The 25,657-nt window shown below is 34.2% G+C and carries 26 protein-coding genes and 1 pseudogene; 16 read left to right on the forward strand and 11 right to left on the reverse strand.

Annotated features, from left to right (window positions below; all coding sequences use genetic code 11):
* The first annotated feature begins 191 nt into the window (after nt 1–191).
* The 12 genes from DMB68_RS14285 to DMB68_RS14340 all read left to right on the forward strand — a co-directional run bounded on the left by DMB68_RS14285 (nt 192) and on the right by DMB68_RS14340 (nt 14,175).
* On the forward strand, nt 192–1,349 hold the full coding sequence (locus tag DMB68_RS14285) for a homogentisate 1,2-dioxygenase (protein ID WP_110347351.1): 1,158 nt from the start codon (nt 192–194) through the stop codon (nt 1,347–1,349).
* Between the two features lie 147 nt (nt 1,350–1,496).
* A complete protein-coding gene (locus DMB68_RS14290; RefSeq protein ID WP_110347352.1) occupies nt 1,497–1,856 on the forward strand; it encodes a four helix bundle protein in 360 nt (119 codons plus the stop codon).
* Nucleotides 1,857–1,935: 79 nt separating this feature from the next.
* Nucleotides 1,936–3,096, forward strand: a complete 1,161-nt coding sequence (gene hppD / locus DMB68_RS14295) for a 4-hydroxyphenylpyruvate dioxygenase (RefSeq protein ID WP_110347353.1) — start codon at nt 1,936–1,938, stop codon at nt 3,094–3,096.
* Nucleotides 3,097–3,390: 294 nt separating this feature from the next.
* On the forward strand, nt 3,391–4,161 hold the full coding sequence (locus DMB68_RS14300; protein ID WP_110347354.1) for a DUF3108 domain-containing protein: 771 nt from the start codon (nt 3,391–3,393) through the stop codon (nt 4,159–4,161).
* Nucleotides 4,161–5,102 carry a tryptophan 2,3-dioxygenase family protein gene (locus DMB68_RS14305; protein ID WP_110347355.1) on the forward strand — a complete coding sequence of 314 codons (942 nt, stop codon included), beginning with the start codon at nt 4,161–4,163 and terminating at the stop codon, nt 5,100–5,102. Before DMB68_RS14300 ends, DMB68_RS14305 begins: the two co-directional genes overlap by 1 nt.
* Nucleotides 5,103–5,125: 23 nt before the next feature.
* Complete coding sequence (locus DMB68_RS14310) at nt 5,126–6,346, forward strand: peptidoglycan DD-metalloendopeptidase family protein (RefSeq protein WP_110347356.1); 1,221 nt, start codon at nt 5,126–5,128, stop codon at nt 6,344–6,346.
* 12 nt (nt 6,347–6,358) lie between these two features.
* The gene (locus tag DMB68_RS14315; RefSeq protein WP_110347357.1) at nt 6,359–6,979 is read left to right on the forward strand and encodes a hypothetical protein; all 621 of its coding nucleotides are present in this window, start codon (nt 6,359–6,361) and stop codon (nt 6,977–6,979) included.
* A gap of 8 nt (nt 6,980–6,987) precedes the next feature.
* A complete protein-coding gene (locus DMB68_RS14320; protein WP_165830144.1) occupies nt 6,988–7,770 on the forward strand; it encodes a hypothetical protein in 783 nt (260 codons plus the stop codon).
* A gap of 116 nt (nt 7,771–7,886) precedes the next feature.
* Nucleotides 7,887–9,530 carry a glucose-6-phosphate isomerase gene (pgi, locus tag DMB68_RS14325; protein ID WP_110347359.1) on the forward strand — a complete coding sequence of 548 codons (1,644 nt, stop codon included), beginning with the start codon at nt 7,887–7,889 and terminating at the stop codon, nt 9,528–9,530.
* A gap of 336 nt (nt 9,531–9,866) precedes the next feature.
* Nucleotides 9,867–13,082 carry a TonB-dependent receptor gene (locus DMB68_RS14330; protein ID WP_231131658.1) on the forward strand — a complete coding sequence of 1,072 codons (3,216 nt, stop codon included), beginning with the start codon at nt 9,867–9,869 and terminating at the stop codon, nt 13,080–13,082.
* 95 nt (nt 13,083–13,177) lie between these two features.
* Nucleotides 13,178–13,603 (forward strand): hypothetical protein, encoded by a 426-nt coding sequence (locus DMB68_RS14335; protein ID WP_110347361.1) that lies wholly within the window; start codon nt 13,178–13,180, stop codon nt 13,601–13,603.
* 86 nt (nt 13,604–13,689) lie between these two features.
* Nucleotides 13,690–14,175, forward strand: a complete 486-nt coding sequence (locus DMB68_RS14340; RefSeq protein WP_110347362.1) for a septal ring lytic transglycosylase RlpA family protein — start codon at nt 13,690–13,692, stop codon at nt 14,173–14,175.
* Nucleotides 14,176–14,190: 15 nt separating this feature from the next.
* On the opposite strand, the gene DMB68_RS14345 is transcribed toward DMB68_RS14340, so the two are convergent.
* Complete coding sequence (locus tag DMB68_RS14345) at nt 14,191–14,646, reverse strand: DinB family protein (protein ID WP_110347363.1); 456 nt, start codon at nt 14,644–14,646, stop codon at nt 14,191–14,193.
* A gap of 74 nt (nt 14,647–14,720) precedes the next feature.
* On the opposite strand from DMB68_RS14345, the gene DMB68_RS14350 reads away from it, so the two are divergent.
* The 4 genes from DMB68_RS14350 (at nt 14,721) to nadD (ending at nt 17,562) form a co-directional block, all read left to right on the forward strand.
* Nucleotides 14,721–15,077, forward strand: a complete 357-nt coding sequence (locus tag DMB68_RS14350) for an arsenate reductase family protein (RefSeq protein WP_110347364.1) — start codon at nt 14,721–14,723, stop codon at nt 15,075–15,077.
* 271 nt (nt 15,078–15,348) lie between these two features.
* On the forward strand, nt 15,349–16,209 hold the full coding sequence (locus DMB68_RS14355; RefSeq protein WP_110347365.1) for a YicC/YloC family endoribonuclease: 861 nt from the start codon (nt 15,349–15,351) through the stop codon (nt 16,207–16,209).
* A gap of 90 nt (nt 16,210–16,299) precedes the next feature.
* Entirely contained in the window at nt 16,300–16,872 is a 573-nt protein-coding gene (gene gmk, locus DMB68_RS14360; RefSeq protein WP_110347366.1) for a guanylate kinase, read from the forward strand.
* 108 nt (nt 16,873–16,980) lie between these two features.
* The gene (gene nadD / locus DMB68_RS14365) at nt 16,981–17,562 is read left to right on the forward strand and encodes a nicotinate (nicotinamide) nucleotide adenylyltransferase (protein WP_110347367.1); all 582 of its coding nucleotides are present in this window, start codon (nt 16,981–16,983) and stop codon (nt 17,560–17,562) included.
* A gap of 157 nt (nt 17,563–17,719) precedes the next feature.
* On the opposite strand, the gene DMB68_RS14370 is transcribed toward nadD, so the two are convergent.
* The 10 genes and pseudogenes from DMB68_RS14370 to prs all read right to left on the reverse strand — a co-directional run bounded on the left by DMB68_RS14370 (nt 17,720) and on the right by prs (nt 25,611).
* Nucleotides 17,720–18,313 (reverse strand): rhodanese-like domain-containing protein, encoded by a 594-nt coding sequence (locus tag DMB68_RS14370; RefSeq protein ID WP_110347368.1) that lies wholly within the window; start codon nt 18,311–18,313, stop codon nt 17,720–17,722.
* Between the two features lie 47 nt (nt 18,314–18,360).
* A complete protein-coding gene (locus DMB68_RS14375) occupies nt 18,361–19,830 on the reverse strand; it encodes a nicotinate phosphoribosyltransferase (protein ID WP_110347369.1) in 1,470 nt (489 codons plus the stop codon).
* A 4-nt stretch (nt 19,831–19,834) separates the two neighbouring features.
* Nucleotides 19,835–20,773 carry an ADP-ribosylglycohydrolase family protein gene (locus DMB68_RS14380; protein ID WP_110347370.1) on the reverse strand — a complete coding sequence of 313 codons (939 nt, stop codon included), beginning with the start codon at nt 20,771–20,773 and terminating at the stop codon, nt 19,835–19,837.
* 9 nt (nt 20,774–20,782) lie between these two features.
* Nucleotides 20,783–21,331 (reverse strand): annotated as a pseudogene (locus tag DMB68_RS14385) (RNA 2'-phosphotransferase).
* Nucleotides 21,332–21,334: 3 nt separating this feature from the next.
* On the reverse strand, nt 21,335–21,856 hold the full coding sequence (locus DMB68_RS14390) for an O-acetyl-ADP-ribose deacetylase (protein WP_110347371.1): 522 nt from the start codon (nt 21,854–21,856) through the stop codon (nt 21,335–21,337).
* 9 nt (nt 21,857–21,865) lie between these two features.
* Complete coding sequence (locus DMB68_RS14395) at nt 21,866–22,393, reverse strand: NADAR family protein (RefSeq protein WP_110347372.1); 528 nt, start codon at nt 22,391–22,393, stop codon at nt 21,866–21,868.
* A 9-nt stretch (nt 22,394–22,402) separates the two neighbouring features.
* Nucleotides 22,403–23,485 carry an adenylosuccinate synthetase gene (locus tag DMB68_RS14400; protein ID WP_110347373.1) on the reverse strand — a complete coding sequence of 361 codons (1,083 nt, stop codon included), beginning with the start codon at nt 23,483–23,485 and terminating at the stop codon, nt 22,403–22,405.
* A 3-nt stretch (nt 23,486–23,488) separates the two neighbouring features.
* Nucleotides 23,489–24,349: a hypothetical protein gene (locus DMB68_RS14405; protein ID WP_110347374.1), complete on the reverse strand. Its 861-nt coding sequence runs from the start codon at nt 24,347–24,349 to the stop codon at nt 23,489–23,491.
* 2 nt (nt 24,350–24,351) lie between these two features.
* Entirely contained in the window at nt 24,352–24,687 is a 336-nt protein-coding gene (locus DMB68_RS14410) for a hypothetical protein (protein WP_031455095.1), read from the reverse strand.
* Between the two features lie 90 nt (nt 24,688–24,777).
* Nucleotides 24,778–25,611: a ribose-phosphate diphosphokinase gene (gene prs / locus DMB68_RS14415; RefSeq protein WP_110347375.1), complete on the reverse strand. Its 834-nt coding sequence runs from the start codon at nt 25,609–25,611 to the stop codon at nt 24,778–24,780.
* Between the last annotated feature and the right edge of the window lie 46 nt (nt 25,612–25,657).

Consider the following 25,657-nt stretch of genomic DNA (forward strand, 5'->3'; position numbering starts at 1 on the left):
ATTACGATATTTGTTGTAATGAAAACAAAATGGATAGGTTTATTAGAGTATCTTCAATTCCTCATCAAGAGAAATCCTGAGTAAACGGCCGAATTGAGATGATTAGTCAATTATGAAATTGAACTAATTATCTGTTCACACAATTCAAATTTTCGAATTATCTAATTTATAAATTATCTAATTGAAAAGCCATGCCATTATATCACAAACTTGGAAACTTTCCTCAAAAGAGACACACCCAATTCGAAAAGCCTGATGGAGGTTTTTACTACGAACAATTGTTTGGGACTGAAGGTTTTCATGGACATTCTTCATTGTCTTATCATGTACACAGACCTACACAGGTCAAAGAAATTTTAAACTCGTATTCGGTTGAACCAAAAATTGCAATCGGAAAAAACATAAAATCATTATTATTTAAAGGTTTCGAATTGAAACCTGAAAACGACTTTTTAGACAGCCGAAAAGCAATGCTGGTCAATAAAGATTGTATTATTGGTTTGGCAGCCCCGAAAGAATCGCTTCGAAATTATTTCTACAAAAATGCCGACGCAGACGAAATGCTTTTCATTCATCGGGGAAAAGGAAAACTGCGTACGATGTTAGGAAATATTCCTTTTGAATATGGCGATTATCTAATTATTCCCCGCGGAATTATTTATCAAATTGATTTTGAAACCGAAGATAATCGACTATTTTACGTCGAATCTTATTCTCCATTTTATACCCCAAAACGTTATAAAAACCAATCAGGTCAGCATTTAGAACATTCTCCTTTTTGTGAGCGTGATTTTATTTTGCCAAGCGAATTGGAAACACACGACGAAAAAGGCGATTTTTTAATTAAAATCAAAAAAGAAGGCATGATTCACGAAGTGGTTTATGCAACACATCCTTTTGATGTTGTGGGTTGGGACGGCTATAACTTCCCATATGGATTCTCGATTCACAATTTTGAACCTATAACGGGACGTGTTCACCAACCGCCTCCGGTACACCAAACTTTTGAAACGGCCACTTTTGTCGTTTGTTCATTCTGCCCAAGACTTTACGATTATCATCCGAAAGCCATTCCGGCGCCTTACAATCACAGCAATATAGATTCTGACGAAGTTCTATATTATGTAGATGGCGATTTTATGAGCCGTAATAATATTGAGCAAGGTCATATCACTTTACATCCAAAAGGAATTCCACACGGACCAGCGCCAGGCGCAATGGAACGCAGTATTGGTCACAAAGAAACTCAGGAATTAGCCGTTATGGTGGATACTTTCCGCCCATTAATGGTTACAGAAGAGGCTATGGGTCTTGATGACGGTCAATATTACAAGTCTTGGACTGAATAATTAGTCAATGTGCCAATTTGATAATTAGAAAATTTCTTTAATTAGAAAATGTGTCAATTTGGAAATTAGACAATTAAATATTGTAATTTTAAACTTACAAAATAAATTATCTAATTATCCCATTTTCTAATTATCAAATTAAAACAAATGACTTTTAACGAAAAATATAAAGAGAACGCTCTTTTAATAAAAACCTTCAATTTTGCATTAAATATAATTGACTATACAACCGAACTTCAAGATCAAAAGAAATTCGTAATTGCAAACCAATTATTAAAAAGCGGAACATCAATTGGAGCAAATTCAAAAGAGTCACAAAATGCAGAAAGTAAAGCAGATTTTATTCATAAATTAAAAATTGCAATTAAAGAAGCAGACGAAACAGAATATTGGTTGTTTTTATGCGATGCACATAGCGAATATCCAAAGTGTAGTCGTTTATTAAATGATCTCTCAGAAATTTTAAAAATTTTAAATAAAATAATATCAACATCTAAGAGGAATTAGAAAATTAGAAAATGTGTCAATTAGACAATTAATACATTTCAAGAATTATCTCATTTTCTCATTATCAAATTATCTAATTATGAGTAAAGAAGTAAAATCAGTAGAATACGGATTAGAGAAAATATTTGAAGGAGCTCAGGATTTCCTTCCATTATTAGGAACAGATTATGTAGAGTTTTATGTAGGGAATGCTAAACAATCGGCACATTATTATAAAACGGCTTTCGGTTATCAGTCATTGGCGTATGCGGGATTAGAAACTGGAGTAAAAGACAAAGCCTCCTATGTTTTGAAACAGGATAAAATCAGAATTGTTTTAACAACGCCTTTAAATGCTGATTCTCCAATCAACGAGCACCTTAAAAAACATGGTGACGGTGTAAAAGTTGCTGCACTTTGGGTTGAAGATGCTACAAAATCTTATGAAGAAACCATGAAGCGCGGTGCCCGTTCTTTCATGGAACCAACTGTTGAAGAAGATGAATTTGGTCAGGTGGTTCGTTCCGGAATCTATACTTATGGAGAAACAGTTCATGTTTTTGTAGAAAGAAAAAACTATAACGGAGTCTTTCTTCCTGGCTACAAAGAATGGAAATCAGATTACAATCCGGAGCCGACAGGATTAAAATATATTGATCACATGGTGGGTAATGTAGGCTGGAACGAAATGAATATCTGGGTAAAATTTTACGAAGATGTTATGGGATTTGTAAATTTCCTTTCTTTTGATGACAAACAAATCAATACAGAATATTCTGCTTTGATGAGTAAAGTAATGTCGAATGGAAACGGTAGAATTAAATTCCCAATCAATGAACCGGCTGAAGGGAAGAAAAAATCCCAAATTGAAGAATACCTGGATTTTTATGGCGGACCCGGAATTCAGCATATTGCTATTGCGACAGATGATATTATAAAAACCGTTTCAGCTTTGAAAGCGCGCGGCGTTGAATTTTTATCTTCTCCTCCGCATACCTATTATGAAGCAATTCCGGAAAGATTAGGTGTTCATATGGATATGATGAAAGAAGATTTAAACGAAATTGAAAAATTAGCCATTATGGTCGATGCTGATGAAGATGGGTACTTATTGCAGATATTTACGAAGCCTGTTCAGGACAGACCGACGCTTTTCTTCGAAATTATACAAAGAATGGGGGCAAAAGGCTTTGGTGCAGGTAACTTTAAAGCCCTTTTTGAGTCGATAGAAAGAGAGCAGGAATTAAGAGGAACTTTATAAAAACTCCAAAAATTCAGATATTGTAAAAAAAACCACTATAAATTAATGGTTTTTATGCAAATGTTTTGTTAAACTCCCTTTTTGCTATTTATTATCTAAACTTAGTATCTATCTTTGCACTCGCAAATCAGGAAGGGGTGGTTTCCTTCCTAATTGATATAAATTTTCATAATTTATAGTTTTTTGGTTAGTTAATAGCATAAAAACTCAGTCATTCTTTGACTGAGTTTTTTTGTTTTGGTATATTTGGAATAAAATTTGCTTTTATCGCCCATAAACAGTAAATATCTTATTATGAAAAAATTAGCTCTATTCATATTTATACTCGCCACATTAAGTTTTGATACTTATAAAGAAGATGCTTTTGATGTGGGAGAATATTTCAAATTCAGGATTCATTACGGAATTGTAAATGCCGGATATGCCACTTTAGAAGTTAAAGACGCCGTTGTAAATAATAAAAAAGTTTTTCATGCAGTGGGTAAAGGATATACAACCGGCATGTCTAAATTTTTCTTTAAGGTCGAAGATTTATACGAAAGTTATTTTGATAGAGAAACCGGCGGACCTTATCGATATATTCGAAAAATAAACGAAGGAGGTTACACCAAAAATCAGGAAGGTTTTTTTAATCAGTCACAAAATAGGGTTTTGGTGAAAGATTATAAACGAAAAACCGAAAAAACGATTGTAGTTACAGAAGATGTGCAGGATATAATTTCATCCTTTTACTATTTGCGTAATCATCCTAACATCGATAAATTAAAATCGGGTGAATCTATTACAATTGATATGTTTTTTGATGATGAGATCACAAAATTTAAGTTAAAATATATAGGTCGTCAGGATATTACAACTAAATTTGGCACCGTTGCGACTATGGTCTTTAAGCCCATGGTACAAACAGGACGTGTTTTTAAAGAAAAAGAGAGTGTAACGCTTTGGATAACAGATGATGATAACAAAGTTCCTGTTAGAATAAAAGCAGAATTGGCTGTAGGGTCGCTTAAAGCTGATATTGACGAATACAAAGGATTAAAATATCCATTTAAAGTAAAAAAATAATGAATACCACAGATAATTCTGAATCAATCCTCAAAGAAATTGATCTTAAATTTCAAGCTATAAATCAAAAAACTGATGTTCAGCTGGAAGGGTTGCTTTGGTCTAAACCAATTACGTACTGGGATTATATCCAAACGGATGCACTTTTAAACCTGCAGATACAGCGTACTACGCTTCCTGATGAAATGGTTTTTATTATGTATCACCAGGTCAACGAATTGATTTTTAAAATGATTCTGTGGGAAATAGATCAAATTGCCGATACAGAAAATATTCAGGTAGAATTTTTTAGCGAAAGGCTTTCCAGAATTACACGTTATTTTGATATGCTTACCAATTCTTTCAGCATTATGGAAAACGGAATGGATGTGGATCAGTATATGAAATTTAGAAATACGCTTACTCCTGCAAGCGGTTTTCAAAGTGCTCAATACAGAATGATCGAATTTGGTTCAACAGATGTTCTCAATTTAACGGATCGAAGATATAAGGCTAATTTTGATGAAAACACCAATTTAGAAACTTCTTTTGAACATTTGTACTGGCAGGCAGCAGGAAAAGATTATCAAACAGGTGAGAAATCTTATTTACTTCAGGAATTCGAAAAGAAATATAAAGGACAGTTCCTCCGTCAAATGGCCGATTTTAAAACTAAAAATATCTGGCAAAAGTTTACTCAGTTACCAATTCAAGATCAGCAAAATACTGAATTGATTCAGGCAATGCGTCATTATGATTACACAGTTAATATTACCTGGGTAATGCAGCATTTAAATACAGCTATAAAATATATTCTGGAAAGCGGAAAAGGAAACGGAGAAGCGACAGGAGGGAGCGACTGGCAAAAATATATGCATCCAAAATACCAAAGACGCATCTTTTTTCCTAAATTGTGGACCGAAGAAGAATTGTCCAATTGGGGGAATGAGCCAACCGCTTAGTTTTCCAGAAAAAATGTATAAGTTTGAAAAAAGCATTCGTAATTATAATTGTCTTATTTTCAATTGTTTCTTGTAATAAAACAGAAGAAAAAGTTGAAATTAAAATTAGTAAGCCAAAAACTAAAAAGGTAGAATTTGGATTTAATTACAATGATTTTAATGTTGTTCATGACACTGTAAAAAAAGGAGATTCTTTCGGATCCATAATCCAGGGTCAAAATATTGGTAAAAAACAGGTTTATACTATTGTCGAACAGGTAAAAGATTCTTTTAATGTAAGGACTATTCGCTACAATAAACCTTATACCATTCTTCGTTCAAAAAATAAAACCAATAAACTGCAGGTTTTTATCTATCAACCCGATGCACTTACTTATTATGTAGTAGATTTTAGGGATAGTGTTGCAACTGCTTACAAAAAAGTAAAACCGGTTACGTTCAAACGTAAAATAATAGGCGGAGTTTTAAAAAGCTCATTATCTGAAACTTTAGGAAATAATAGTGTCGAAGCCGCCCTTGCCAGCCGAATTACCAAAGTGTTTTCATGGTCAATTGATTTCTTTAAACTTAAAAAAGGAGATCGTTACGGTTTAATTTTTACAGAGCGTTTTATTAATGGTAAAACTTACGATGGTGTTGAAGATCTTCAGGCTGCATTTTTTGAATATAAAGGAAAAATCGTTTATGCTTTTCCATTTGAAAAAGATTCCCTTTCCGGAAAAATTGAATATTATGATGATGAAGGAAAAACGCTGAAAAATTTCTTCTTAAAAACCCCAATTAAATTCAGCCGAATTACTTCGAGATTTACAATGAACAGGTTTCATCCGGTACAGCACAGATGGAAAGCTCACAAAGGGACTGATTATGCAGCGCCAAGAGGAACTCCAATTTCTACAACAGCTTCCGGGGTAGTGGAACAAACAGGTTATACTGCCGGAAACGGAAATTTTGTAAAAGTAAAACACAACGGAACCTATTCGACTCAATACCTTCACATGTCGAAAATTCTGGTTCGCCGTGGACAACGTGTTACACAAGGGCAAACCATTGGACTTGTTGGAAGTACAGGATTAGCTTCCGGTCCTCATGTTTGCTATCGATTCTGGAAAAACGGCATTCAGGTAGATGCACTCCGACTTAACTTACCAACCGGAGAATCTTTAACAGGAAATGACAAAACCCGTTTCTTAAATCAAATGGAACCTCTAAAAAGAGAGTTGGATAGTATTGGTAATCTGTAGTATTCTTAAAACATGAAAAATAAACGCATTAAAGAAACTCTTGATGAGACTTTTTCAGATTTAAAACTATTCTACCGAGATACTAATTTGACTGACAACTTAATTGAAAAATACAAAGTTGGACAAATAATCAAAGAAAAAGGATTTACTGATATGACTTCTATTGGCGGCGGTCTGTTAGGGAATTTTAGATATTTAATTGCAAGTGCTAATGCAAAAGATTTGTCTAAATTCAATCCTGGCTCAGCTAAAATAGGGCATTTTCTTTTGGATGAGATTACATTTTTTAAAGTTTTGGATATTCAAAAAATCAATACTAAAACACAGGTTTTTCTACTTCATATTCCGGATAATTCACTTTCACTTTTTAAAAATTCAACTTCTAATATTGAAGAAGAAATAACGGAGAAAGCCAGACAAAAATTTAGTTCTAAAATCAATTCTCCTTTAATTCCTGAATTACAAACAGAAGACTGGAAAGAAAGGATAAAATCACCAATCGGAATGAATGATCTTGGCGAAATGTTCTTCGATGATTCTACTATAAAAACTGAAGAACTAAAAAGGATTGAAATCAACAAGGATAAAAAAACAATTGAAATTAATAAAAAGCCGTGGTGGAAGATTTGGTAGTTATAATGATGAACTTTATTAAAAGACTTTTCGTTTTTATTATTTGTCTCGTAATAGTGTCTTGTGAAAGAAAAATAGAAGAAAAACACATAGAAGAAAGAACCGGAACAAAAAAGTTATTTTTAGAACCTATAAATCAACTTTCTTATGAGTGGCAATTAGTTTTCATAAAAAATGGCACGTCTAAAGATTCTGTCTTATCAAATGATATTCAGTTCATCAATGATTCAATTCTTAAAGGAAAATTTAAACTGGATATTTCAAAGTATGAAATTGAAAGTAGAAAGAAAGAATGTTATCCTATTTGGCTTCGAAAGAAATTGTTCGATGAATTTTACAATGAAGGTTATAATAATTTAGGAGATTTAAATGGAGATAATAAAACTGATTCAGTATTCGTTTTACATGCACTGAATTATTGTGAAGAAGGTGATTCGTATTATTTTACAGATAACTCAATTCCACGTATATTAACTGATTCAAATTGTTGTCATCCCTCTAACATTATAAATATTGGAGATATTGATGAAGACGGAAAAAGTGAAATAGCGGAGTATTATTCTTCATGCGCTAGCAGATATAAAGCCATTACCATATATAGTTTAAAAAAATCCAAATGGAAAGAAATCAAATCATTCTCCTTTGTTTTGAATGATAAATATTTTATTGACAAGGACTTCAAAAAACTATTTAGAAAAACATCTAAAAATCACCTTGAATATTATGAGATATCAGATGTAAATATGGAAGGAGATTTAGTTGCCGCCTGGGAAAAAATAAAAATAGAATAGTTTAAACTTTTATCACTCTTATAAATCGTTTTCGTAACTAATTGCCATGCAAAGAAGTATTAAAAACTAATTTCAGTATTTTTGTGTTTCTAAAAAAAAACTACAATTTTATAAAAATGGCTTTAAATACAACAAATCCAACAGGAACTGATGCGTGGAAAAATCTTCAAAACCACTTTAACGCAACTCATACGACTACTATACAGGAATTATTTCAACAAGACCCTACTCGTGTTGAAAAATTCAATTTGCAATGGAATGACTTTTTGGTAGATTATTCTAAAAACAATATTAGTGAAGAAACAATTTCGCTTTTGTTAGAACTAGCGAATTCAATTGAATTAAAAAGTGCTATTGCTCAATATTTCGGAGGAGAAATTATCAATCAGACAGAAAACAGAGCGGTTTTGCATACTGCTTTGCGTGCACCGGAATCTGCAGTTATAAAAGTAGACGGAGAAAATGTAATTCCGGAAGTTTACCAAGTACAAAATAAGATTAAAAACTTCACTAACGAAGTAATTTCGGGAGAAAGAAAAGGATATACCGGAAAAGCGTTTACTGATATTGTAAATATTGGTATTGGAGGTTCTGATCTTGGTCCGGCAATGGCTGTGGAAGCGTTGCAATTTTATAAAAATCACTTGAATGTACATTTCGTTTCGAATGTAGATGGCGATCATGTTAATGAAGTAATCAAAAAATTAAATCCTGAAACTACTTTGTTTTTGATTGTTTCTAAAACGTTTACGACTCAGGAAACCTTATCGAACTCAGAAACGATAAAAGAATGGTTTTTAAAATCAGCTTCTCAGGAAGATATCGCTAAACATTTCGTTGCAGTTTCAACTAATATTCAAAAAGTAACTGAATTCGGAATTAATCCTGACAACGTTTTTCCAATGTGGGACTGGGTTGGAGGAAGATTTTCATTATGGAGTGCAGTTGGGTTGAGTATCGCTTTGGCTATTGGTTTTGATAATTATAATGATTTACTGAAAGGCGCGAACGAAATGGATGAACATTTCAAATCGGCAGAATTTGATCAAAACATTCCTGTAATTCTGGCTTTATTAAGTGTTTGGTACAATAATTTTTATGGCGCCGAAAGTGAAGCATTGATTCCGTATACACAATATTTACAAAAATTAGCTCCATACTTGCAGCAGGCAACGATGGAAAGCAATGGAAAAAGTGTTGGCCGTGACGGAAAACCGGTTAACTATCAAACCGGAACTATTATCTGGGGTGAGCCGGGAACAAATTCGCAGCACGCATTCTTTCAATTAATTCACCAGGGAACAAAATTGATTCCGACAGACTTTATCGGATTCATAAAACCATTATACGGAAACGAAGATCATCATGATAAATTGATGTCTAACTTTTTTGCTCAGACAGAAGCTTTATTAAATGGAAAAACGGCTGCACAAGTTCAGGCAGAATTTGACAAACAAGGTCTTTCTGCAGAAAAAGCAGCTTATTTATTACCATTTAAAGTTTTTACAGGAAACAAACCAACCAATACAATCCTGATTGAAAAGTTGACGCCTAAAAACTTAGGTTCATTGATTGCTTTATATGAGCATAAGATTTTTGTACAGGGAGTAATTTGGAATATTTTTAGTTTTGACCAATGGGGAGTAGAATTAGGAAAACAGCTTGCTAATTCTATTTTAGATGAAATAAATACAAAGTCAGTAAAAACTCACGATAGTTCTACATCATTTTTACTTAATCATTTCTTAAGCAAGAAATAACACTTTATAAATTATTAAAAATTCAGACGCCTTAATTTTTTTAAATTAAGGCGTTTTTTGTTATAAAATTTTAAAAATTCTTACAAAATATAATGATTATCACTTTGTTATGAAGCCGATTTATAATTATCATTATGATTTTAATAAAAAAAATAAACATTAAATTAAAAAATTATATTTTATTTATCATTTAAAGATAAAATCGTTTTAATTTTTAACACTATGTATAAAACTTGTTTTTCTTAACTTTTTGATAACATTATCTGATTAATTTGTTATAATTTTGCCAAAAACAATAAACAAAAACAGATGAAAAAATTGTCAAAGTTTCTCTTAATGCTTTTAGCATTTATTTATGCAGGAGATATTTATGCGCAAGGTAACACGACCTCTTCTATTAGTGGTAATGTTTACGATAAAGGTTCACAATCTTTGCCCGGAGCATCTATCCTTGCAGTGCATACACCATCAGGTACGCGTTACACTGCATCGACAGACTATACTGGTAACTTCAGAATCTCGAATATGAGAGTTGGTGGTCCTTACAAAATTGTCATTACTTTTATTGGATTTAAATCTTTTGAAGATAATGATGTATATCTTCAATTAGGAGATTCAAAAGATTTTAAGGTTATTCTGCAAGAAGAATCGAATGAATTAGAAGAAGTTGTAGTAAAAGCGACAAGAGATAATACTTTTAATTCGCAAAGAACTGGAGCACAGACAGTAATTAATTCTGATAAAATTAAGGCATTGCCATCTTTATCACGAAATATTTCAGACTTTGCAAGATTAACTCCCTCAGCTCAGTTAAGAACTGATGATGTATTGTCAATTGGAGGTCAGAATAACAGATTTAATGCCATTTATATTGATGGAGCGGTAAGTAACGATGTATTTGGATTGGCTTCAAATGGTACAAATGGCGGGCAGACAGGAGTTAGCCCTATCTCTGTTGATGCAATTGAACAATTTCAGGTTAGTGTAGCTCCTTATGATGTGAAGCTTTCTGGTTTTGCTGGTGGAGCAATTAGTGCCATTACTCGTTCAGGAACTAATAATTTTGAAGGATCTGCTTATTTCTTTAACAGAAATGAATCTTTAGCAGGAAAAACACCCCCTTCATTAGCAGGAACCGAAGGAAGGCAAAAATTAGCTGATTTTTCTGCGCAAACATATGGTGTACGTGCCGGAGGTGCAATAATTCAGGACAAGTTATTTTATTTTATTAATTACGAGCGTCAGGATAATGAAACTCCACAGCCTTTTAACTTGTCAACTTATACAGGTTTGTCAGGAGGAAGAATTGACGAATTGTTAGCTAAATTGGACGGTTATGGATATAATCCAGGTTCTTTTAATAACAACACAAGAACTCTTGTAAGTGATAAGTTAATTGCTAAAATAGACTGGAATATCAATGATAACCATAAATTATCTTTAAAACACAGTTATGTGAAAGCGGAGAATTTTGCGCCAAACAGATCTTCTGCTACGGCAATAAATTTCATCAACGGAAGTCAGTTATTTACTTCTACAACAAATTCTACAGCTTTAGAGCTAAATTCAAGATTTGGAAATAAATTTTCTAATAATTTAGTAGTTGCCTACACTGACGTTCTTGACGACAGGGATGTATTTGGAGAACCATTTCCAACTGTTCAGATTTTTGATGGTTCTAATAATCAAAGTATCTATTTTGGGGCTGACGGTTCATCAACAGCAAATTTCTTAACTCAAAAAACATTAACTCTTACTGATAATTTTGAAATCAATTCAGGTATTAGCAAAATAACAATTGGTACGCATAATGAATTTTCAGATTCTAAAAATGTTTTCTTTAATAATAATTTTGGATCTTACAGATATAATAGTCTTCAAAATTTTTTAGATGATGCAAAACCAAACAGGTTTCAAATGAATTATTCTTTAATAGGTGGTGAAGGTGATGATTCGCAAGGAGCTGCTGTATTTGGAACTAAGCAGTTTGGATTTTATATCCAAAATGAGATGAAAATTAGTAATGATTTCAAACTTTCTTATGGAATCAGAGTTGATTTCCCGGTATGGGAAGATGGAGTAGCAAATGATGACTTTAATAACAGAACCATAGCGATTTTAGAAGCTGGAGGTAAAAATTTACAAGGTGCAAAAGTAGGGCAAGGTATTAAAACTTCAGCACACGTTGCTCCCCGTTTAGGGTTTAACTACGATTTAAATGGAAAGCATTCTACTCAATTTAGAGGAGGAGTGGGTGTGTTTACTTCAAGATTACCATTGGTATGGCCAGGAGGAACTTATAACAATAATGGTCTTTCTAACGGAGCCGTTTCGATAACAAGTGCTACTGGTATGCCGACTTTTAATCCAAATCCAAGTGTAGGTAGTCAAATCGATCAATTACCAGCATCGTATCCTAGACCCGGTTCAGGAGGAAAAGGTGGAAATATTGATTTATTTGCAAGGGATTTCAAACTTCCTCAGGTATTTAAAGCAAGTTTTGCTGTTGATCAAAAATTACCCTTTGGTTTAGTTTTGACCTCTGAAATTACTTATAACGACAATATTAGTGCTGTTAAATATGAGAATTTGAATATTGGGGAAGCTTCAAGTAACTTAACAGGAGCAGATACAAGACCTCGTTATAATGGAAATAGCAGATTAGATCCTACTTATTTAGGAGTTTATTTAGGTTCAAATACAAGCGAAGGAAAAGCATATAATCTTGCTTTTACATTAACCAAAAATTTCAGATCGGATTTTATTGATGGAAACATTTCTGGAACTTATTCTTATGGTAAATCAACTACTATTATGGATGCTACTTCTTCTCAAAACAGTTCACAATGGAATAACACTGAATCAGTTAACGGAGCAAACTATTTAGGTCTTTCAAGATCTGATTTTGATCCGGGACAAAGAATCGTTGCGAATGGTAATGCAACTTTCAAATGGAGTAAATTTACTAAATCCAGAATTGGCGTATTTTATGAAGGTGCAGCAGGAACACCAATAAGTTATGTTTATAATGATTCGGGTCGTTTATTACAGGATACTTTTTCAAACTCAGCATTAATTTATGTTCCGGCTAATCAAAGTGAAATTAATTTAGTTTCTACTACAGCAAATCCAATGACACCTCAGGCACAATGGGAAGCGCTTAGTGCTTTTATTGATGGAAATGAATACTTAAGAAACAGGAAAGGTAATTATGCGGAACGTAATGGAGATCGTTTAAAAACTTCTCATATTGTCGATTTAAAATTCGCTCAGGAGTTTACACTTACTATTGGTAAAAAGAAACATACTATCGAATTAACAGCAGATATCTTTAACTTTACCAACCTTTTAAATAAAGATTGGGGTAAACGATATTTTGCGACTTTTGATCAGGTTGCATTACTTACACAAGTTGGTTTCTTACCTGGAACTAACACTCCAACTTTTAATTATAACCCAACTACTGCTAAAACAATTGATCAGGCAGATGATGTAGGTCTTAATTCGTCAAGATGGCAAATGCAAACCGGTATTCGTTATACATTTAACTAATTATTTAGAACGCATAAAAAAAACCCTGATTCAATGATGTCAGGGTTTTTTTATACCCTTTTTTGTTATATTTGTTTTAAACAAAATATTAATCTATGTATCATTTTCTTCAAAAACTCCACTCAGGTTGGGCTTATTTGGCATTATTACTTTTAGTAATTGCAGTTGTAAACGCCATTCTTGGATTCACATCAAAAAAAGATTTTACTGCTAAAGACCGAAAAATTGCCCTGTTCGCTTTAATAGGGACACACACACAATTATTAATCGGTTTGATTCTTTATTTTGTATCTCCGTTAGGAAAAGATGCTTTTGGTCAAATGTCTAACGCAGCACTTCGATTAACCTCATTAGAACACCCATTAATTAATTTAATTGCTATTGCTTTAATCACAATAGGATGGTCAAAACATAAAAAACTAATTAATAGTGAAGCAAAATTTAAAACATTCGCTATATTTTACGGAATTGGTTTAGTGCTTATTTTAAGCAGAATTCCATGGAACTTATGGTTTCAATAAAACCAAAATAAGCCCTCCTACAGGGCTTTTTTTATCTCGGCATATTATTTGTACAAACTCCCCCCAGGTCTGAAAAAAAATAAATTATGAGGAATAAAAAAAATATTTTACTCTCGCTCTTTTCGGTGACTTTATTGAGTTGCTTTACCTACGTTATGAGCCAGAGTAAGCCAGTTGAAGCGAAGGTCTCTCAGGATACTTTAAAAACTGATAAACTAAAAATGGTGCCTTTAAACGATTCTGTTTTTAGCGTTGAGGGCCTAAAATTGAAAGTCTATAAAAAATCGGCTCATGCTTCCTATTACCACGATCGTTTTAATGGAAAAAAAACAGCAAGCGGAGCACGCTTCAATAATAATAAATACACGGCCGCCCACAAAAAATTACCTTTCGGGACCAAAGTAAAAGTTACAAATGAAGCCAATGGAAAATTTGTAATTGTTGAAATTACAGACCGAGGACCATTTGTTAAAACCAGAGAGATTGATTTGTCTAAAAGAGCTTTCATGGAAATTGCTAAAAACAAAGGAGCAGGCGCCATGAATGTCACAATTGAGACTATTGAAAAATAAAAAATCCGAAAGTTTCTAAACAAACTTTCGGATACTCATTACTATTCCGGTGTGGGTGCCTTCATGATAATTATTGAAAGATAAGGCATCTTCTACGTTTCGGAGTGTAAATCCCATACTTGTGGTGTACTCAGTATAATTTGTGAAAATTTTATCTGAATAATCTTTTTCTGCCTGATGTAACGTGTCTGAAAGCAATCTTCTGATTTCATCGACTTCAGCTTGTGAAACGTTACCTTCCGGTTTGCTCCCTTTTCTGTATTTGGCAATAAAATCTTCAGAAACCTTTGATGGCAGCCCGGATAATTTATAGACTAAACTTTGTTGTGCGGATACGCAGTGTGCGATATTCCAAATTAAATTGTTGCTGAAGCCCTCAGGAATTTTGTTTAATTGCTCTAATGAATGACTGTCCAGAATCTTCAAAAGAATTTCTCTTATTGTTTTTTGTACATCGAAAACTGAATTCATAAATTTATTTTTTTATAAAATTAGTAATTTTAAGTTGCAATGAATTTTCTTTGTATCGAAATAAAATTATAATTATGAACAAAATATACTACTTAGCTTCTTGTGATACGTGTCGAAAAATTATCAAAAATTTGCCTAAAAACAACGATTTGATTTTTCATGATATTAAACAAAATCCGATTACTGAAGCTGAACTGGAAGAAATGTACCAGCTTTCCGGAAGCTACGAAGCTTTATTCAGTAAAAAAGCGCAATTGTACAAGTCAATGGATTTAAAAAACAAAGCCTTGACAGAAGCTGATTTTAAAAAATACATTCTGGAGCATTATACTTTTTTAAGCCGTCCGGTTTTTATCATTGATGGTAAAATTTACATTGGAAACAGCCAACAGAATATTTTGCAGGTGATGAAAGCTTTAGAAGAAAAGTAAACTGATAATTTTTTAGGATTGCTATTTGCGTTAGGGATTACTTTACATGATTTTATTTTAATCGGAGTTTAGTGAATTTCATTTAAAGTGGAAATCCTTTTTTTGGCTTTTTCTGCCCGAAAAAGATTACTCCGTCAATTCGCTTTCGCTCGGGTGTAACGGATAGCCCGGCCTTCAGGCAACGCCCACATATTTAAAAACTCAGACGCCATTAAACTAGAAATCTTCCCTGTTAAGTTTTTTAGTATCTTTGCGCCTTTATACTCAATATATGATACAATCGATGACGGGTTTTGGTAAAGCTTCTTTGCAATTGCCAACTAAAAAAATCACGGTAGAAGTAAAATCCTTAAATAGTAAAGGTTTAGATCTGAACGTCAGAATGCCATCGCTTTATCGCGAAATGGAATTGGGACTGCGTACTTTGATTTCGACCAGACTGGAAAGAGGTAAAGTTGATTTTGCGATTTACATTGAAAGTACTTCTGAGCAGACTTCTACAAAAGTAAATGTTCCGGTTGTAAAAAATTATATAGCCCAGCTAAAAGAAGTTTACCCGGATGCGGATGAAACGGAATTGATGAAAATGGCGGTTCGGATGCCGGATGTTCTAAAAACAGAACGTGAGGAAATAGACGAAAACGACTGGGAGCAGATTCAGGTGATCATTGATGAGGCATTACAAAATATTTTAAGTTTCAGAAAAGATGAAGGAGAATCGCTTGAGAAAGAATTCAACCTTCGAATTGGTAATATTCGCCAATATATGAATGATGCGCTGGCTCTTGATCCGGAACGTGTTCAGGCGATAAAAGACCGTTTGCAAACAGCGATTTCTGAACTGCAGGTGAATGTTGATGAAAACCGTTTTGAACAGGAATTGATCTATTATCTTGAAAAATTAGATATTACAGAAGAAAAAGTTCGTTTAACCAATCATTTAGATTATTTTCTGGAAACCATAAAAGGAACTGAAGCCAACGGTAGAAAACTTGGTTTTATCACTCAGGAAATGGGACGCGAAATCAATACAATGGGTTCAAAATCAAATCACGCGCAAATGCAGAAACTGGTTGTGATGATGAAAGATGAACTGGAGAAGATTAAGGAACAGGTTTTGAATGTTTTGTAAAAGCATTACGCTTTAAGCTGTAGGCTATAAGCGGAAAAACAAATCGAATAAAAGCTTAAAGCGTATAGCTTAAAGCCTAAAGCATACATAATGAACAAAGGAAAATTAATTGTTTTTTCAGCTCCCTCAGGATCGGGAAAAACAACGATAGTAAAACATTTACTGAAACAGGAAGATTTAAATTTAGAATTTTCTATCTCTGCAGCTTCACGCGACCCACGCGGAGAAGAAGTCAACGGAAAAGATTATTATTTTATTTCGCTTGAAGAATTCAAAAAACACATTAAAGCCGAAGATTTCCTGGAATGGGAAGAAGTATACCGCGATAACTTTTACGGTACTTTAAAATCGGAAATTGAAAGAATCTGGGCTTTGGGTAAAAATGTAATCTTCGACATTGATGTTGCCGGCGGATTACGTATTAAACATAAATTTCCTGAACAGACTCTGGCTGTTTTCGTAAAACCGCCAAGTGTTGACGAATTAAAAAGAAGACTAAAAGAACGCTCTACAGAAAGCGAAGATAAAATCAATATGCGTATTGCAAAAGCTTCGGTTGAACTGGCTACTGCGCCACAATTTGACGTAATTATTAAAAACTATGATTTGGCTGTGGCTTTGGAAGAAGCACATCAGTTGGTAAAAGACTTCGTAAATAAGTAATTATTCCACGAAGATACACAAAGACAAAGCGCCGAGATTCGCAAAGTATTTTTTAAACTTTGCGAATCTTTGTGCTATCTTAGCGAATCTCTGTGAAACCTCAAAAAAATGAAGATAGGCCTCTACTTCGGAACATACAATCCCATTCACATTGGTCATTTGATTATTGCGAATCACATGGCTGAATTTGCCGGTTTAGATCAGATTTGGATGGTGGTTACGCCTCACAATCCGTTGAAAAAGAAAGCTACTTTACTGGATGATCATCATCGTCTGCAAATGGTGTATCTGGCTACTGAGGATTTTCCAAAAATAAAACCTTCGGATATTGAGTTTAAATTGCTTCAGCCTAATTATACTGTAAACACGCTTTCGCATTTGCAGGATAAATATCCTAATCATGAATTTTCACTTATTATGGGTGAGGATAATCTGAAGACACTTCACAAATGGAAAAACTATCAGGTGATTTTAGAGAATCATGATATTTTCGTGTACCCGCGCATTTCAGCAGAAGCAGAAAATACCGAATTAAAATCGCATCCTAAAATTCATATTATTGATGCACCGGTTGTAGAGATATCTTCAACTTTTATTCGGGAGAATATTAAGAAAGGGAAAAATATCCAGCCGCTTTTGCCTTCAAAAGTCTGGGAATATATTGATCACAATAATTTTTATAAAAAGTAAAACGCAATTTTTGTCATTTCGAACGAGAAATCACATAAAGTGAAGACACACAGTACGTCGCTCTCTGGATATGATTTCTCCCCCGTCGAAATGACAAACTAGTACAAAAAAGCCTGAATTTTTAATGATTCAGGCTTTTTAGCTTTTAGAGAACTTCTTATTTCACTTCAGTTCCTTCAAACGCTATTCTCGAGTCATTTACATTGACCAGCTCATCCAGTTCATAGATATTTTTATAACCGTATCCATAAAGGTTAATGTGTGTTGGAATATTCAATGCCAGCATAATGGGTTTTCTGTTGGACAGAATCTGGGTTTCGATATTGGTTTTGGGTTTAGCCATTTTCGAAGCAAAATCTATTGGATCTCCATCAAAATTATTATTGCAGTAAATCAATATTCTGGTATTCGGATCCGGAATTAACTTTAAAAGGTTTTCCTGCGTAAAGTCAGTAAAATCAAGATGAATCGCTCCTTTTAAATGTTTTCTGTTGAAACGAAAATCAGAACGGGAATCTAAAATCACGGTGTTTTCTTCTTTAGCCATTTTTAAAAAGACATCCAGACTCACCAGATTTTTTTCTCGTTGCTTTTCTAATTCGGTTACCAGATTTTTAAAATCATCATAATCGACTAACGCTTTTGGATATTGGGTGTCTTTTTCCATCTTCTTTCTTTTGTTTACCTGTGAATGGATAATGCCGGTTATAAAACAGCAGCCGGCTAAAATGATAAGAGCTGTAATTTTCATAGTTTTATATTTAGTTCGGATTAAATCTTTTTATAACCGGCGTATTTTTATGCCTCAACACTTATACCTGCACTGACACGGGCTCTGATATCACTTAAAGACTGATCTGCCAAAAGTTTCCCGTCTCTGAAAACTTCTTTCAGTTCACCTTGTTTTTCTTCTTCCCATGAAACATTGTCTGTTAAATGATATACGCCATCAACCAAATCAATTTTCATCAGTCCTTTAGCTGATTTTTTAGTTCCGTCATCTGTAATCGGGTCTTTGAAGATCGCTCTTCCTTCGCCATCAACTTCTCCGTAAGTCGCTTTCATGGCAAAACCAAAAGTATCACGTGTATTGTATTGATAGGTGAAAGATCCAATTCCTAAAACCACATTGGTAGAAGCGAAACCTTTTGCTTTTAAACGCTCACAAATCTGTATCGCTCTGGCAACTGTGATACTGTCGCCGTAGATAGCGCCAATTTGCGGTACTAATTCTTTAAAACCTTTCTCATTTACGCTTCCGCCAAAAACATCCCAGATAAGTTCGATAACACCTTTCTTTTCCTGTTCTGTTTTACCGTTCGGGTTTCCGCAGATGATATCAACAGGATCACCGCTGTCAGGACGAATTACGACTTTTCCTTCTCTTGAAATGATTTCTTCTTTTAAGCGCGGTAGATAATCGGTTAAAACTTTCCATAAATCCCAGGTATCAGAAACGATAGAAACAATTCCTTTTGGATATACTTCGGTTACTAATCTTTTGAAAGTTTCACATTCGCCTTCCGTAGTTCCCATACACATTACAGAATGCTCGGTAGCGGCAACAGAACCTGCGATTAATTCGGTGTCAGAATTGGCTTTGTAATATTCTTCGAAAAAATCAATCGCCGGAATCGTATCTGATCCTGTAAAACTCAATAAATGTCCGGCTGCAGATGTTACAGCAGCTTCGATTCCGCCCATTCCTCGCATAGAAAAGTCATGTCCCTGCCAGTTTACAAAATCAGGAACAGATGAAGTTTCTTCCGCATATTTGTCCAGTACTTTTCTATATTCGCGCGCAATTGTAGCTGAGTTACAAGGCAGCCAGATTACGGCAGAAAGCAAGGTCTCGAAATAATTCGTCAGCCAGAAAAATTCCGGAATCGTATTGTACATCGTAAACATTGGAACTCTCAACGGAACGCTGGCTCCTTCCGGCAAAGCTTTAAAAACCATCGGGATGTACCCTAAATCATGTAAATCTTCGATATGTTTGGTGCCTACCTGGTTTTCACCTAGATAATTATTGATTCTGCGGGCATATTTTTTAACCACTTCCTCTTTTGGCTGTTTAAAAAAGTAAGTATCAAAATCGTGAATAATATATTTTTTGATAAAATACTGCAATCCGAAAAATACCACTTCATCAAGACCTTCAATTCTTGATTTTCTTGGTGTCCAGTTAGAATATACTAAAGTGGTTTTGTCGGGGTATTGCCTTCTGTGGTCAACTTTGTAACCGTCGGTTAATAATAGTGGGTTCATAATTTTAGTTTATATTTTTTAATAATCGTTCTGCTAAATCTTTTATATCACTGGCTCTGACCAAATTTTCAATCCATTTTTGCGGAATATTTTCGATTCCGTAATAAATGCCTGCAAGACCTCCTACAATAGCTCCGGTTGTATCTGTATCTTCTCCAAGATTAACCGCTTTCAAAATAGTTTCTTTATAGGAATCGGAGTTCAGGAAACACCAAATACTCGCTTCTAAACTGTGCAGCACATAACCAGAAGAATGAATTTCATTTTCCGGATATTCTGAAATATCATTTTTAAGAATTCTGTCAAATAACTGAATTTCTGCTGGATTAAACTTTTTATCTTTCAAAAATACCGAAACCGTATTTTTCATTTCGACATAGGCTTCGAATTTATCTTTCTCTTTTAAAATTTCCAAACAATAAATCACATAAATAAAACAAGCAAATATTGATCTGAAATGTGCATGTGTTACAGATGAAACTTCTTTTACTTTTTGGTAAATAACTTCAATATCCTTTTCATTTTGTAGATAAAAAACCAAAGGCAAAATACGCATTAAGGAACCATTTCCATTATCACTTTCAGAAAAACCTCCGCATAAATCAGGCTGATGTCCTTTTGCGATATTGTGAATCGCATGAGTAGTCGCTATTCCGATATCGAAAACTTTTCCGTGAGGTGTCCACAACTCTTCATTATACCATTTTAAGAAATTCTTTGCGATATCATTTAAATCATAACCAACACATAAACTTTCAGCCAGACAAAACGCCAATGAACTATCATCACTCCAGGTTCCGATTGGCTGATGATGTGTTCCAAAACCAAACATTTCGGTAGCCGGATTTTGTTTTAAATACACTCTCGATTTAAATTCAACCGGAACTCCTAAAGCATCACCAACAGCTAAACCGAATAAACCTGATTCTATTGTGTTTTTCATTAGATAGTATTAAAATTCAATGTACTTCCCTGGAACTTCATCTGTGAGCCAGACATTATTTTCAGATAAATAAAATGTAAATCCGTCCTTAAACATTTCTCCGCTTTTAATTTTAAGAATCTGAGGAATTCCTCTTCGGCTTCCTACTTTTACTGCCGTTTCTTTGTCTTTTGAAAGATGTACATGCTGGCGGCTCATTTTCTGAAGTCCTTCTTTTTTAATATTTTACAAAAACTTTTCAACTGTTCCGTGATATAAAAACTCCGAAGGTTCGGCTTCTTTCAAATCTAGTTCAACTGAAATTGAATGTCCCTGACTTGCCCTGATTTTGGTTTTATCATCATTAAACGCAAAACGCTTTTTATCGTTATTTTCTACAACATAATCCAAAAGTTCAGCTGTCATTTGATTCTGACTTCCTCTATTATTACATTTTAGAATTAATTCTTCTACATCGGCCCATCCATTTTCGTCTAATTTTAATCCGATAGTTTCCGGTGAATGTCGCAGCACCATACTTAAAAACTTGCTGACGCTCTTTGCTGTTTTTTCATTCATTTTTCATTCATTTTCTATTCCCAGAATCTCTTTGTAAATCTGATAATTTTCATCATCAAAACAGACAAATAGTATTTTTTCTAATTCTGAAATTCTTTGAAACTCTTTTATTGCTTTCACCGCAATTTGAGCCGCTTTGTCTTTCGGAAAATGATAAATTCCAGTACTGATATTTGGAAAGGCAATGGTTTTAATTCCGTTTTTAACAGCAAGACTCAAACTGTTCTGATAACATTCTGCCAATAGTTTTGACTTTTCGTCTTTATCGCCATTCCAAACCGGACCGACAGTATGAATTACATATTTAGAAGGAAGATTTCCGGCTGTTGTACTGACTGCTTCTCCGGTTTTGCAGCCTCCCTGCTTATTACGAATTTGAATACATTCGTCTAAAATTGCCTTTCCTCCTTTACGATGAATCGCTCCATCAACGCCGCCTCCGCCAAGCAAAGAAGTATTCGCTGCGTTTACTACTGCATCGGCCTGAATTTCTGTTATGTCTGCTTTTAATAATTCAATTTTCATCTTTTAAAATTATTTTAATTCATCCCTAACTTCCATCAAAGCAAAACCTAAAAGATTTAAACCTCTCCACTTTTCAGGATTTAATACATCTTTATGATTTCCCTCTATTCCAATTCCCCAGATTGGATCGACCGGACTTGCTTCCACCAAAACTCTTTCTTTTGTATTTAGTAGAAAGGTTTTCAAATCAGCATTTTGACTGAACTTGTGAAAGTTTCCTGCTTTTACGATTTCATATCGGTTTTCTAACCAGATTTTGTCATCGTAGTTTCTAACTTCTCGTCCTAATTTTTTTGCTTCTGCCGGAGAATCAGCTTTAAGGATTTTTTCTAAAATTTCCTGATCTTCGAATAATTCAGCTTTTTTGGCCATCATCCAGTGTTCGGCGGTTTTGTAGGTTATTTTTTCTGCCTTAAAAGGACTCAACCACCATTGGCTGAAACAGGTTTTGGTAATTTTTCCGTCTTTGTTAGGCTGATGTCCCCAGAAAAATAAAAATTTACTTTCCGAAGCTATGGTGTCTATCGTGTATTTCATTTTTTCTATTTATTGAAACAAAGAAGCAATGGCTTTAAAATCTTTTGAATCGGGTGAAAATGATCCGTATATTTCATTGAAATCGGTTGTCAGCTTTTCAAATTCATACTCTTTTTCAAGCTGATCCATACATGTTACGACCAGATTCCTTTTAGCTTTCGGACTGTAGGCTGCATCGAGTTTTAAAGCGTAATTCAGCAAATCGTAATCTAAATCGCCAAAGCGGAGTTCTTTTTGATATTCGTTAAAAACACAGGTTTCTTCTTCGTTGTTTTTTAATTTTAATTCCCTTTCATTTGGCATCCAGCCGTGTCCATGTCTTGTAGTATAACTTCTGGTTGCATAAAACACTTCAATGTTTTCAATCTTTAATTTATTACAAATTTCAATTGCATTTTTTGAAGTAGTATTCGCATAGGTCACATTCGGAAAAACACCATGATCCATATCGAGCAGGATTCCCTGGCTGCCTTCAAAAATTAAAGTTTCGTAATTTTCTAAAAAACTATAATCACTGATATTCCATTTTATTTTGTCAATGATTTCCAGATAATGATCTACTTCTGCATCAATTTCACTTTCATTTAAAAAACCGTAGTAATAAGCGATCTTTTCCAGTTTCTCCAAAAGCATTTGCCTTGGCGCAATTAAATCTATTGCATACAATTTGTATTGCCCTTCGTTGCGCTTCATTGTCGCTCCAACGCCCTTTCCGCAAGTTCCGTGATCCAGATTTCTGACGCTATTTCTGTTTTGCCAAACATCAAAAGGAGTGGTTATTTTGGCTAAAGGATGAATATGAAGCTCAGTATTTCCTCCTTTTTCTTCGAGTTCTTCTTTTTCATTGAATAAAAAAACGGGATGAATCGTGCAATGTTCGCTATAATAAGAAGGCAAACCGCGAAGCGCTCCGCTGGCAAAACTCGAATGAACATGTTTTTTACCTTCAATCATTACGGTATGCGCCGCCTGCTGTCCGCCTGAAAACCGAATAACTATAGATCCAGGATTTTGTTTCGCCAGAAAATCGGTTGTGATTCCTTTTCCTTCATCACCAAATCCTAAACCTATAACTATTTTTGCTGTTTTCATGTTCTAGAGCATTTCAATATTATCTAATCCGTCAAGCGGAATTGTTCCTAAACCTAAACCAGAATTTTTATGTTTATCGCAAATGATCTTGGTAATGATATTTGGAATTTCTCTGTGATCTTCGATAGACAAACAATTTTGTCCCAGTAATTCTTTCCACGCCACATTTGCTCTTACCGCCTGATCAGAATGTAATACACTGATATGATACACTTCATAACGTTTTTGAGCTTCTTGTAATAATTCGAGAGCAGTATACGTTTGCTGTCCCTGACCCATAATTTCCTTTATTGCTGATGCCGGAAGTGTGCCTAAATTTGGTTCATCACCAACAGTAAACAACACTCCTTTTTGTGCTCTTTTTTCGAAAGCATCAGTTTTCGTGTGAAAAGCTGCAAAATACCATGCAAGAAGATAACTTTCTCCGGCGTTTCCACCTCCGCCTGATTCAATATACGTTCTGGTTAACCACATATCGAGTTCTTCATCGCCAGATTCAAACTGTCCAACCTGAAGCGGATATCTGTCGCATTCGTGATCTCCAATTCCTAAAAATAAAAGTGCGGGATCCGGAACACCGCCCTGAATAATTCCGCCCATCAATTTTGGCAACCCTTCTTTGATCAGTTCATGCGGAATGTGACCCATACTTCCTGTTACATCCAGTCCTAAAATAATCGGAACTGAATTGGGATGCACTTCTGAATCTCTGGCTTCCCGAAAAGTAATACCATTCGGATTCATAGATTCATGCGCCATTCGTAAAGAATTCTGTGTGAAAATTTCACTCGCAGATTTTTTTCCATAACCTGCTGCTTCTGCTCTGCTTAAACGAGCTCCTAAATCATATCTTGTACCTCCCATAACTAAAATGTTTTACCAAATAAATATTCAAATCGTTTTTTTGTCACTTCAAACTGAATATTTAGATTTCTGATTGTTAATGATAATTCCATGTCTTTCTGAACAAAAGCTTCCGGTTGAAAATCGGCAAATGTCAGACTGTTTTTATCCAGTGGACTAATATCAATTAATCCTTCTTGTTCTCTTTCGAGCCTTTTGATTTTTAATTCAATATCTTCGACTCTTCTTCTGTAAATTAATTCAGAATCTTCACCAATTGTTTTGGCTCTGTCTTCTCTAATCTGATCATTGTTTCTTTTTAAAGACTCAATAAATCTTGGTTTTAAATCGTCGCTCATAATTTCTTAGTTTTTGTTTCAGATTTTCTTTGTTTCAGGTTTCAAGTTCTGTACAGAAACCCGTAACTGAGTTAATAGCAAGTGGTTTTTTTATAGTAACTGGTCTAGTTTGATTACGTTTACGCTTTCACCTTCAAAGTCTTTTACTGAATTAGTTGTAAAAATGCTGTCAAAACAATCTAAAACTTCGAAACCTTTATTGAAAATTCCGTGGCTTACGGCTAAGTATAATTTTCCGGCGTTTTTCTTTTTTAATTCTTCAGCTAATCCTACAAAAGTTCCGCCACCATCACAGATATCATCTACAATTAAACAGTCTATTCCGTTTAAATCATCTTCGTACACTTTGAAACCAGATAGTCTTCCGGTTTTTACGTCACGGCTTTTACTGCATTCTACAACTTCAACTCCGCCTAAAAATTCAGAAACTTTATAGATTTTCTTCAAAGCGCCACCATCGGGAGAAATCAATTTTACGTTTTCGCCAATTACTTTTAAAACTTCCTTGATAAAAGTATGATTCGGAATGACTTCGCAGTTGTTTACCAATGCTGGAGTAACTTCAGAGTGTGCGTCAAAAACAAAAACTTTATTCAATTGAAGTGTATTGATAATATCCGCATATACTTTTACAGATAAAGATTCTCCTTTAATCATTACACGATCTTGTCTTGCAGCCGGGAAATACGGAATAAACAAATCGATTATTTTAACGTCCATTCTTCGTAAAGCATCAACAGTAATACACAACAAACCTAAATCGTTGAATGAATTTAACCGGTGTGTAATGGTTACTTTTTGGGTTGTATCAAAATCAGGATTGATTTTGATATGCGGTTCACCTCCAGAAAATGTAAAACTTTGAAACTGGATTTCTTCCTGGTTAAGGATAGGAGTGAATTTTGGGTCTAAATTTAGTATCATAGTTTTTTATTTTGCGTTAATTATACGCAAATGTAGAATTTAATTT

Source organism: Flavobacterium hydrophilum (assembly GCF_003202405.1).
Taxonomy (GTDB): domain Bacteria; phylum Bacteroidota; class Bacteroidia; order Flavobacteriales; family Flavobacteriaceae; genus Flavobacterium; species Flavobacterium hydrophilum.

Coding starts and splice junctions, on each gene's coding strand:
- DMB68_RS14285 (WP_110347351.1), top strand. CDS start 192: ATGCCATTATATCACAAACTTGGAAACTTTCCTCAAAAGAGACACACC.
- DMB68_RS14290 (WP_110347352.1), top strand. CDS start 1,497: ATGACTTTTAACGAAAAATATAAAGAGAACGCTCTTTTAATAAAAACC.
- hppD (WP_110347353.1), top strand. CDS start 1,936: ATGAGTAAAGAAGTAAAATCAGTAGAATACGGATTAGAGAAAATATTT.
- DMB68_RS14300 (WP_110347354.1), top strand. CDS start 3,391: ATGAAAAAATTAGCTCTATTCATATTTATACTCGCCACATTAAGTTTT.
- DMB68_RS14305 (WP_110347355.1), top strand. CDS start 4,161: ATGAATACCACAGATAATTCTGAATCAATCCTCAAAGAAATTGATCTT.
- DMB68_RS14315 (WP_110347357.1), top strand. CDS start 6,359: ATGAAAAATAAACGCATTAAAGAAACTCTTGATGAGACTTTTTCAGAT.
- DMB68_RS14320 (WP_165830144.1), top strand. CDS start 6,988: ATGAACTTTATTAAAAGACTTTTCGTTTTTATTATTTGTCTCGTAATA.
- pgi (WP_110347359.1), top strand. CDS start 7,887: ATGGCTTTAAATACAACAAATCCAACAGGAACTGATGCGTGGAAAAAT.
- DMB68_RS14330 (WP_231131658.1), top strand. CDS start 9,867: ATGCTTTTAGCATTTATTTATGCAGGAGATATTTATGCGCAAGGTAAC.
- DMB68_RS14335 (WP_110347361.1), top strand. CDS start 13,178: ATGTATCATTTTCTTCAAAAACTCCACTCAGGTTGGGCTTATTTGGCA.
- DMB68_RS14340 (WP_110347362.1), top strand. CDS start 13,690: ATGAGGAATAAAAAAAATATTTTACTCTCGCTCTTTTCGGTGACTTTA.
- DMB68_RS14345 (WP_110347363.1), bottom strand. CDS start 14,646: ATGAATTCAGTTTTCGATGTACAAAAAACAATAAGAGAAATTCTTTTG.
- DMB68_RS14350 (WP_110347364.1), top strand. CDS start 14,721: ATGAACAAAATATACTACTTAGCTTCTTGTGATACGTGTCGAAAAATT.
- DMB68_RS14355 (WP_110347365.1), top strand. CDS start 15,349: ATGATACAATCGATGACGGGTTTTGGTAAAGCTTCTTTGCAATTGCCA.
- gmk (WP_110347366.1), top strand. CDS start 16,300: ATGAACAAAGGAAAATTAATTGTTTTTTCAGCTCCCTCAGGATCGGGA.
- nadD (WP_110347367.1), top strand. CDS start 16,981: ATGAAGATAGGCCTCTACTTCGGAACATACAATCCCATTCACATTGGT.
- DMB68_RS14370 (WP_110347368.1), bottom strand. CDS start 18,313: ATGAAAATTACAGCTCTTATCATTTTAGCCGGCTGCTGTTTTATAACC.
- DMB68_RS14375 (WP_110347369.1), bottom strand. CDS start 19,830: ATGAACCCACTATTATTAACCGACGGTTACAAAGTTGACCACAGAAGG.
- DMB68_RS14380 (WP_110347370.1), bottom strand. CDS start 20,773: ATGAAAAACACAATAGAATCAGGTTTATTCGGTTTAGCTGTTGGTGAT.
- DMB68_RS14390 (WP_110347371.1), bottom strand. CDS start 21,856: ATGAAAATTGAATTATTAAAAGCAGACATAACAGAAATTCAGGCCGAT.
- DMB68_RS14395 (WP_110347372.1), bottom strand. CDS start 22,393: ATGAAATACACGATAGACACCATAGCTTCGGAAAGTAAATTTTTATTT.
- DMB68_RS14400 (WP_110347373.1), bottom strand. CDS start 23,485: ATGAAAACAGCAAAAATAGTTATAGGTTTAGGATTTGGTGATGAAGGA.
- DMB68_RS14405 (WP_110347374.1), bottom strand. CDS start 24,349: ATGGGAGGTACAAGATATGATTTAGGAGCTCGTTTAAGCAGAGCAGAA.
- DMB68_RS14410 (WP_031455095.1), bottom strand. CDS start 24,687: ATGAGCGACGATTTAAAACCAAGATTTATTGAGTCTTTAAAAAGAAAC.
- prs (WP_110347375.1), bottom strand. CDS start 25,611: ATGATACTAAATTTAGACCCAAAATTCACTCCTATCCTTAACCAGGAA.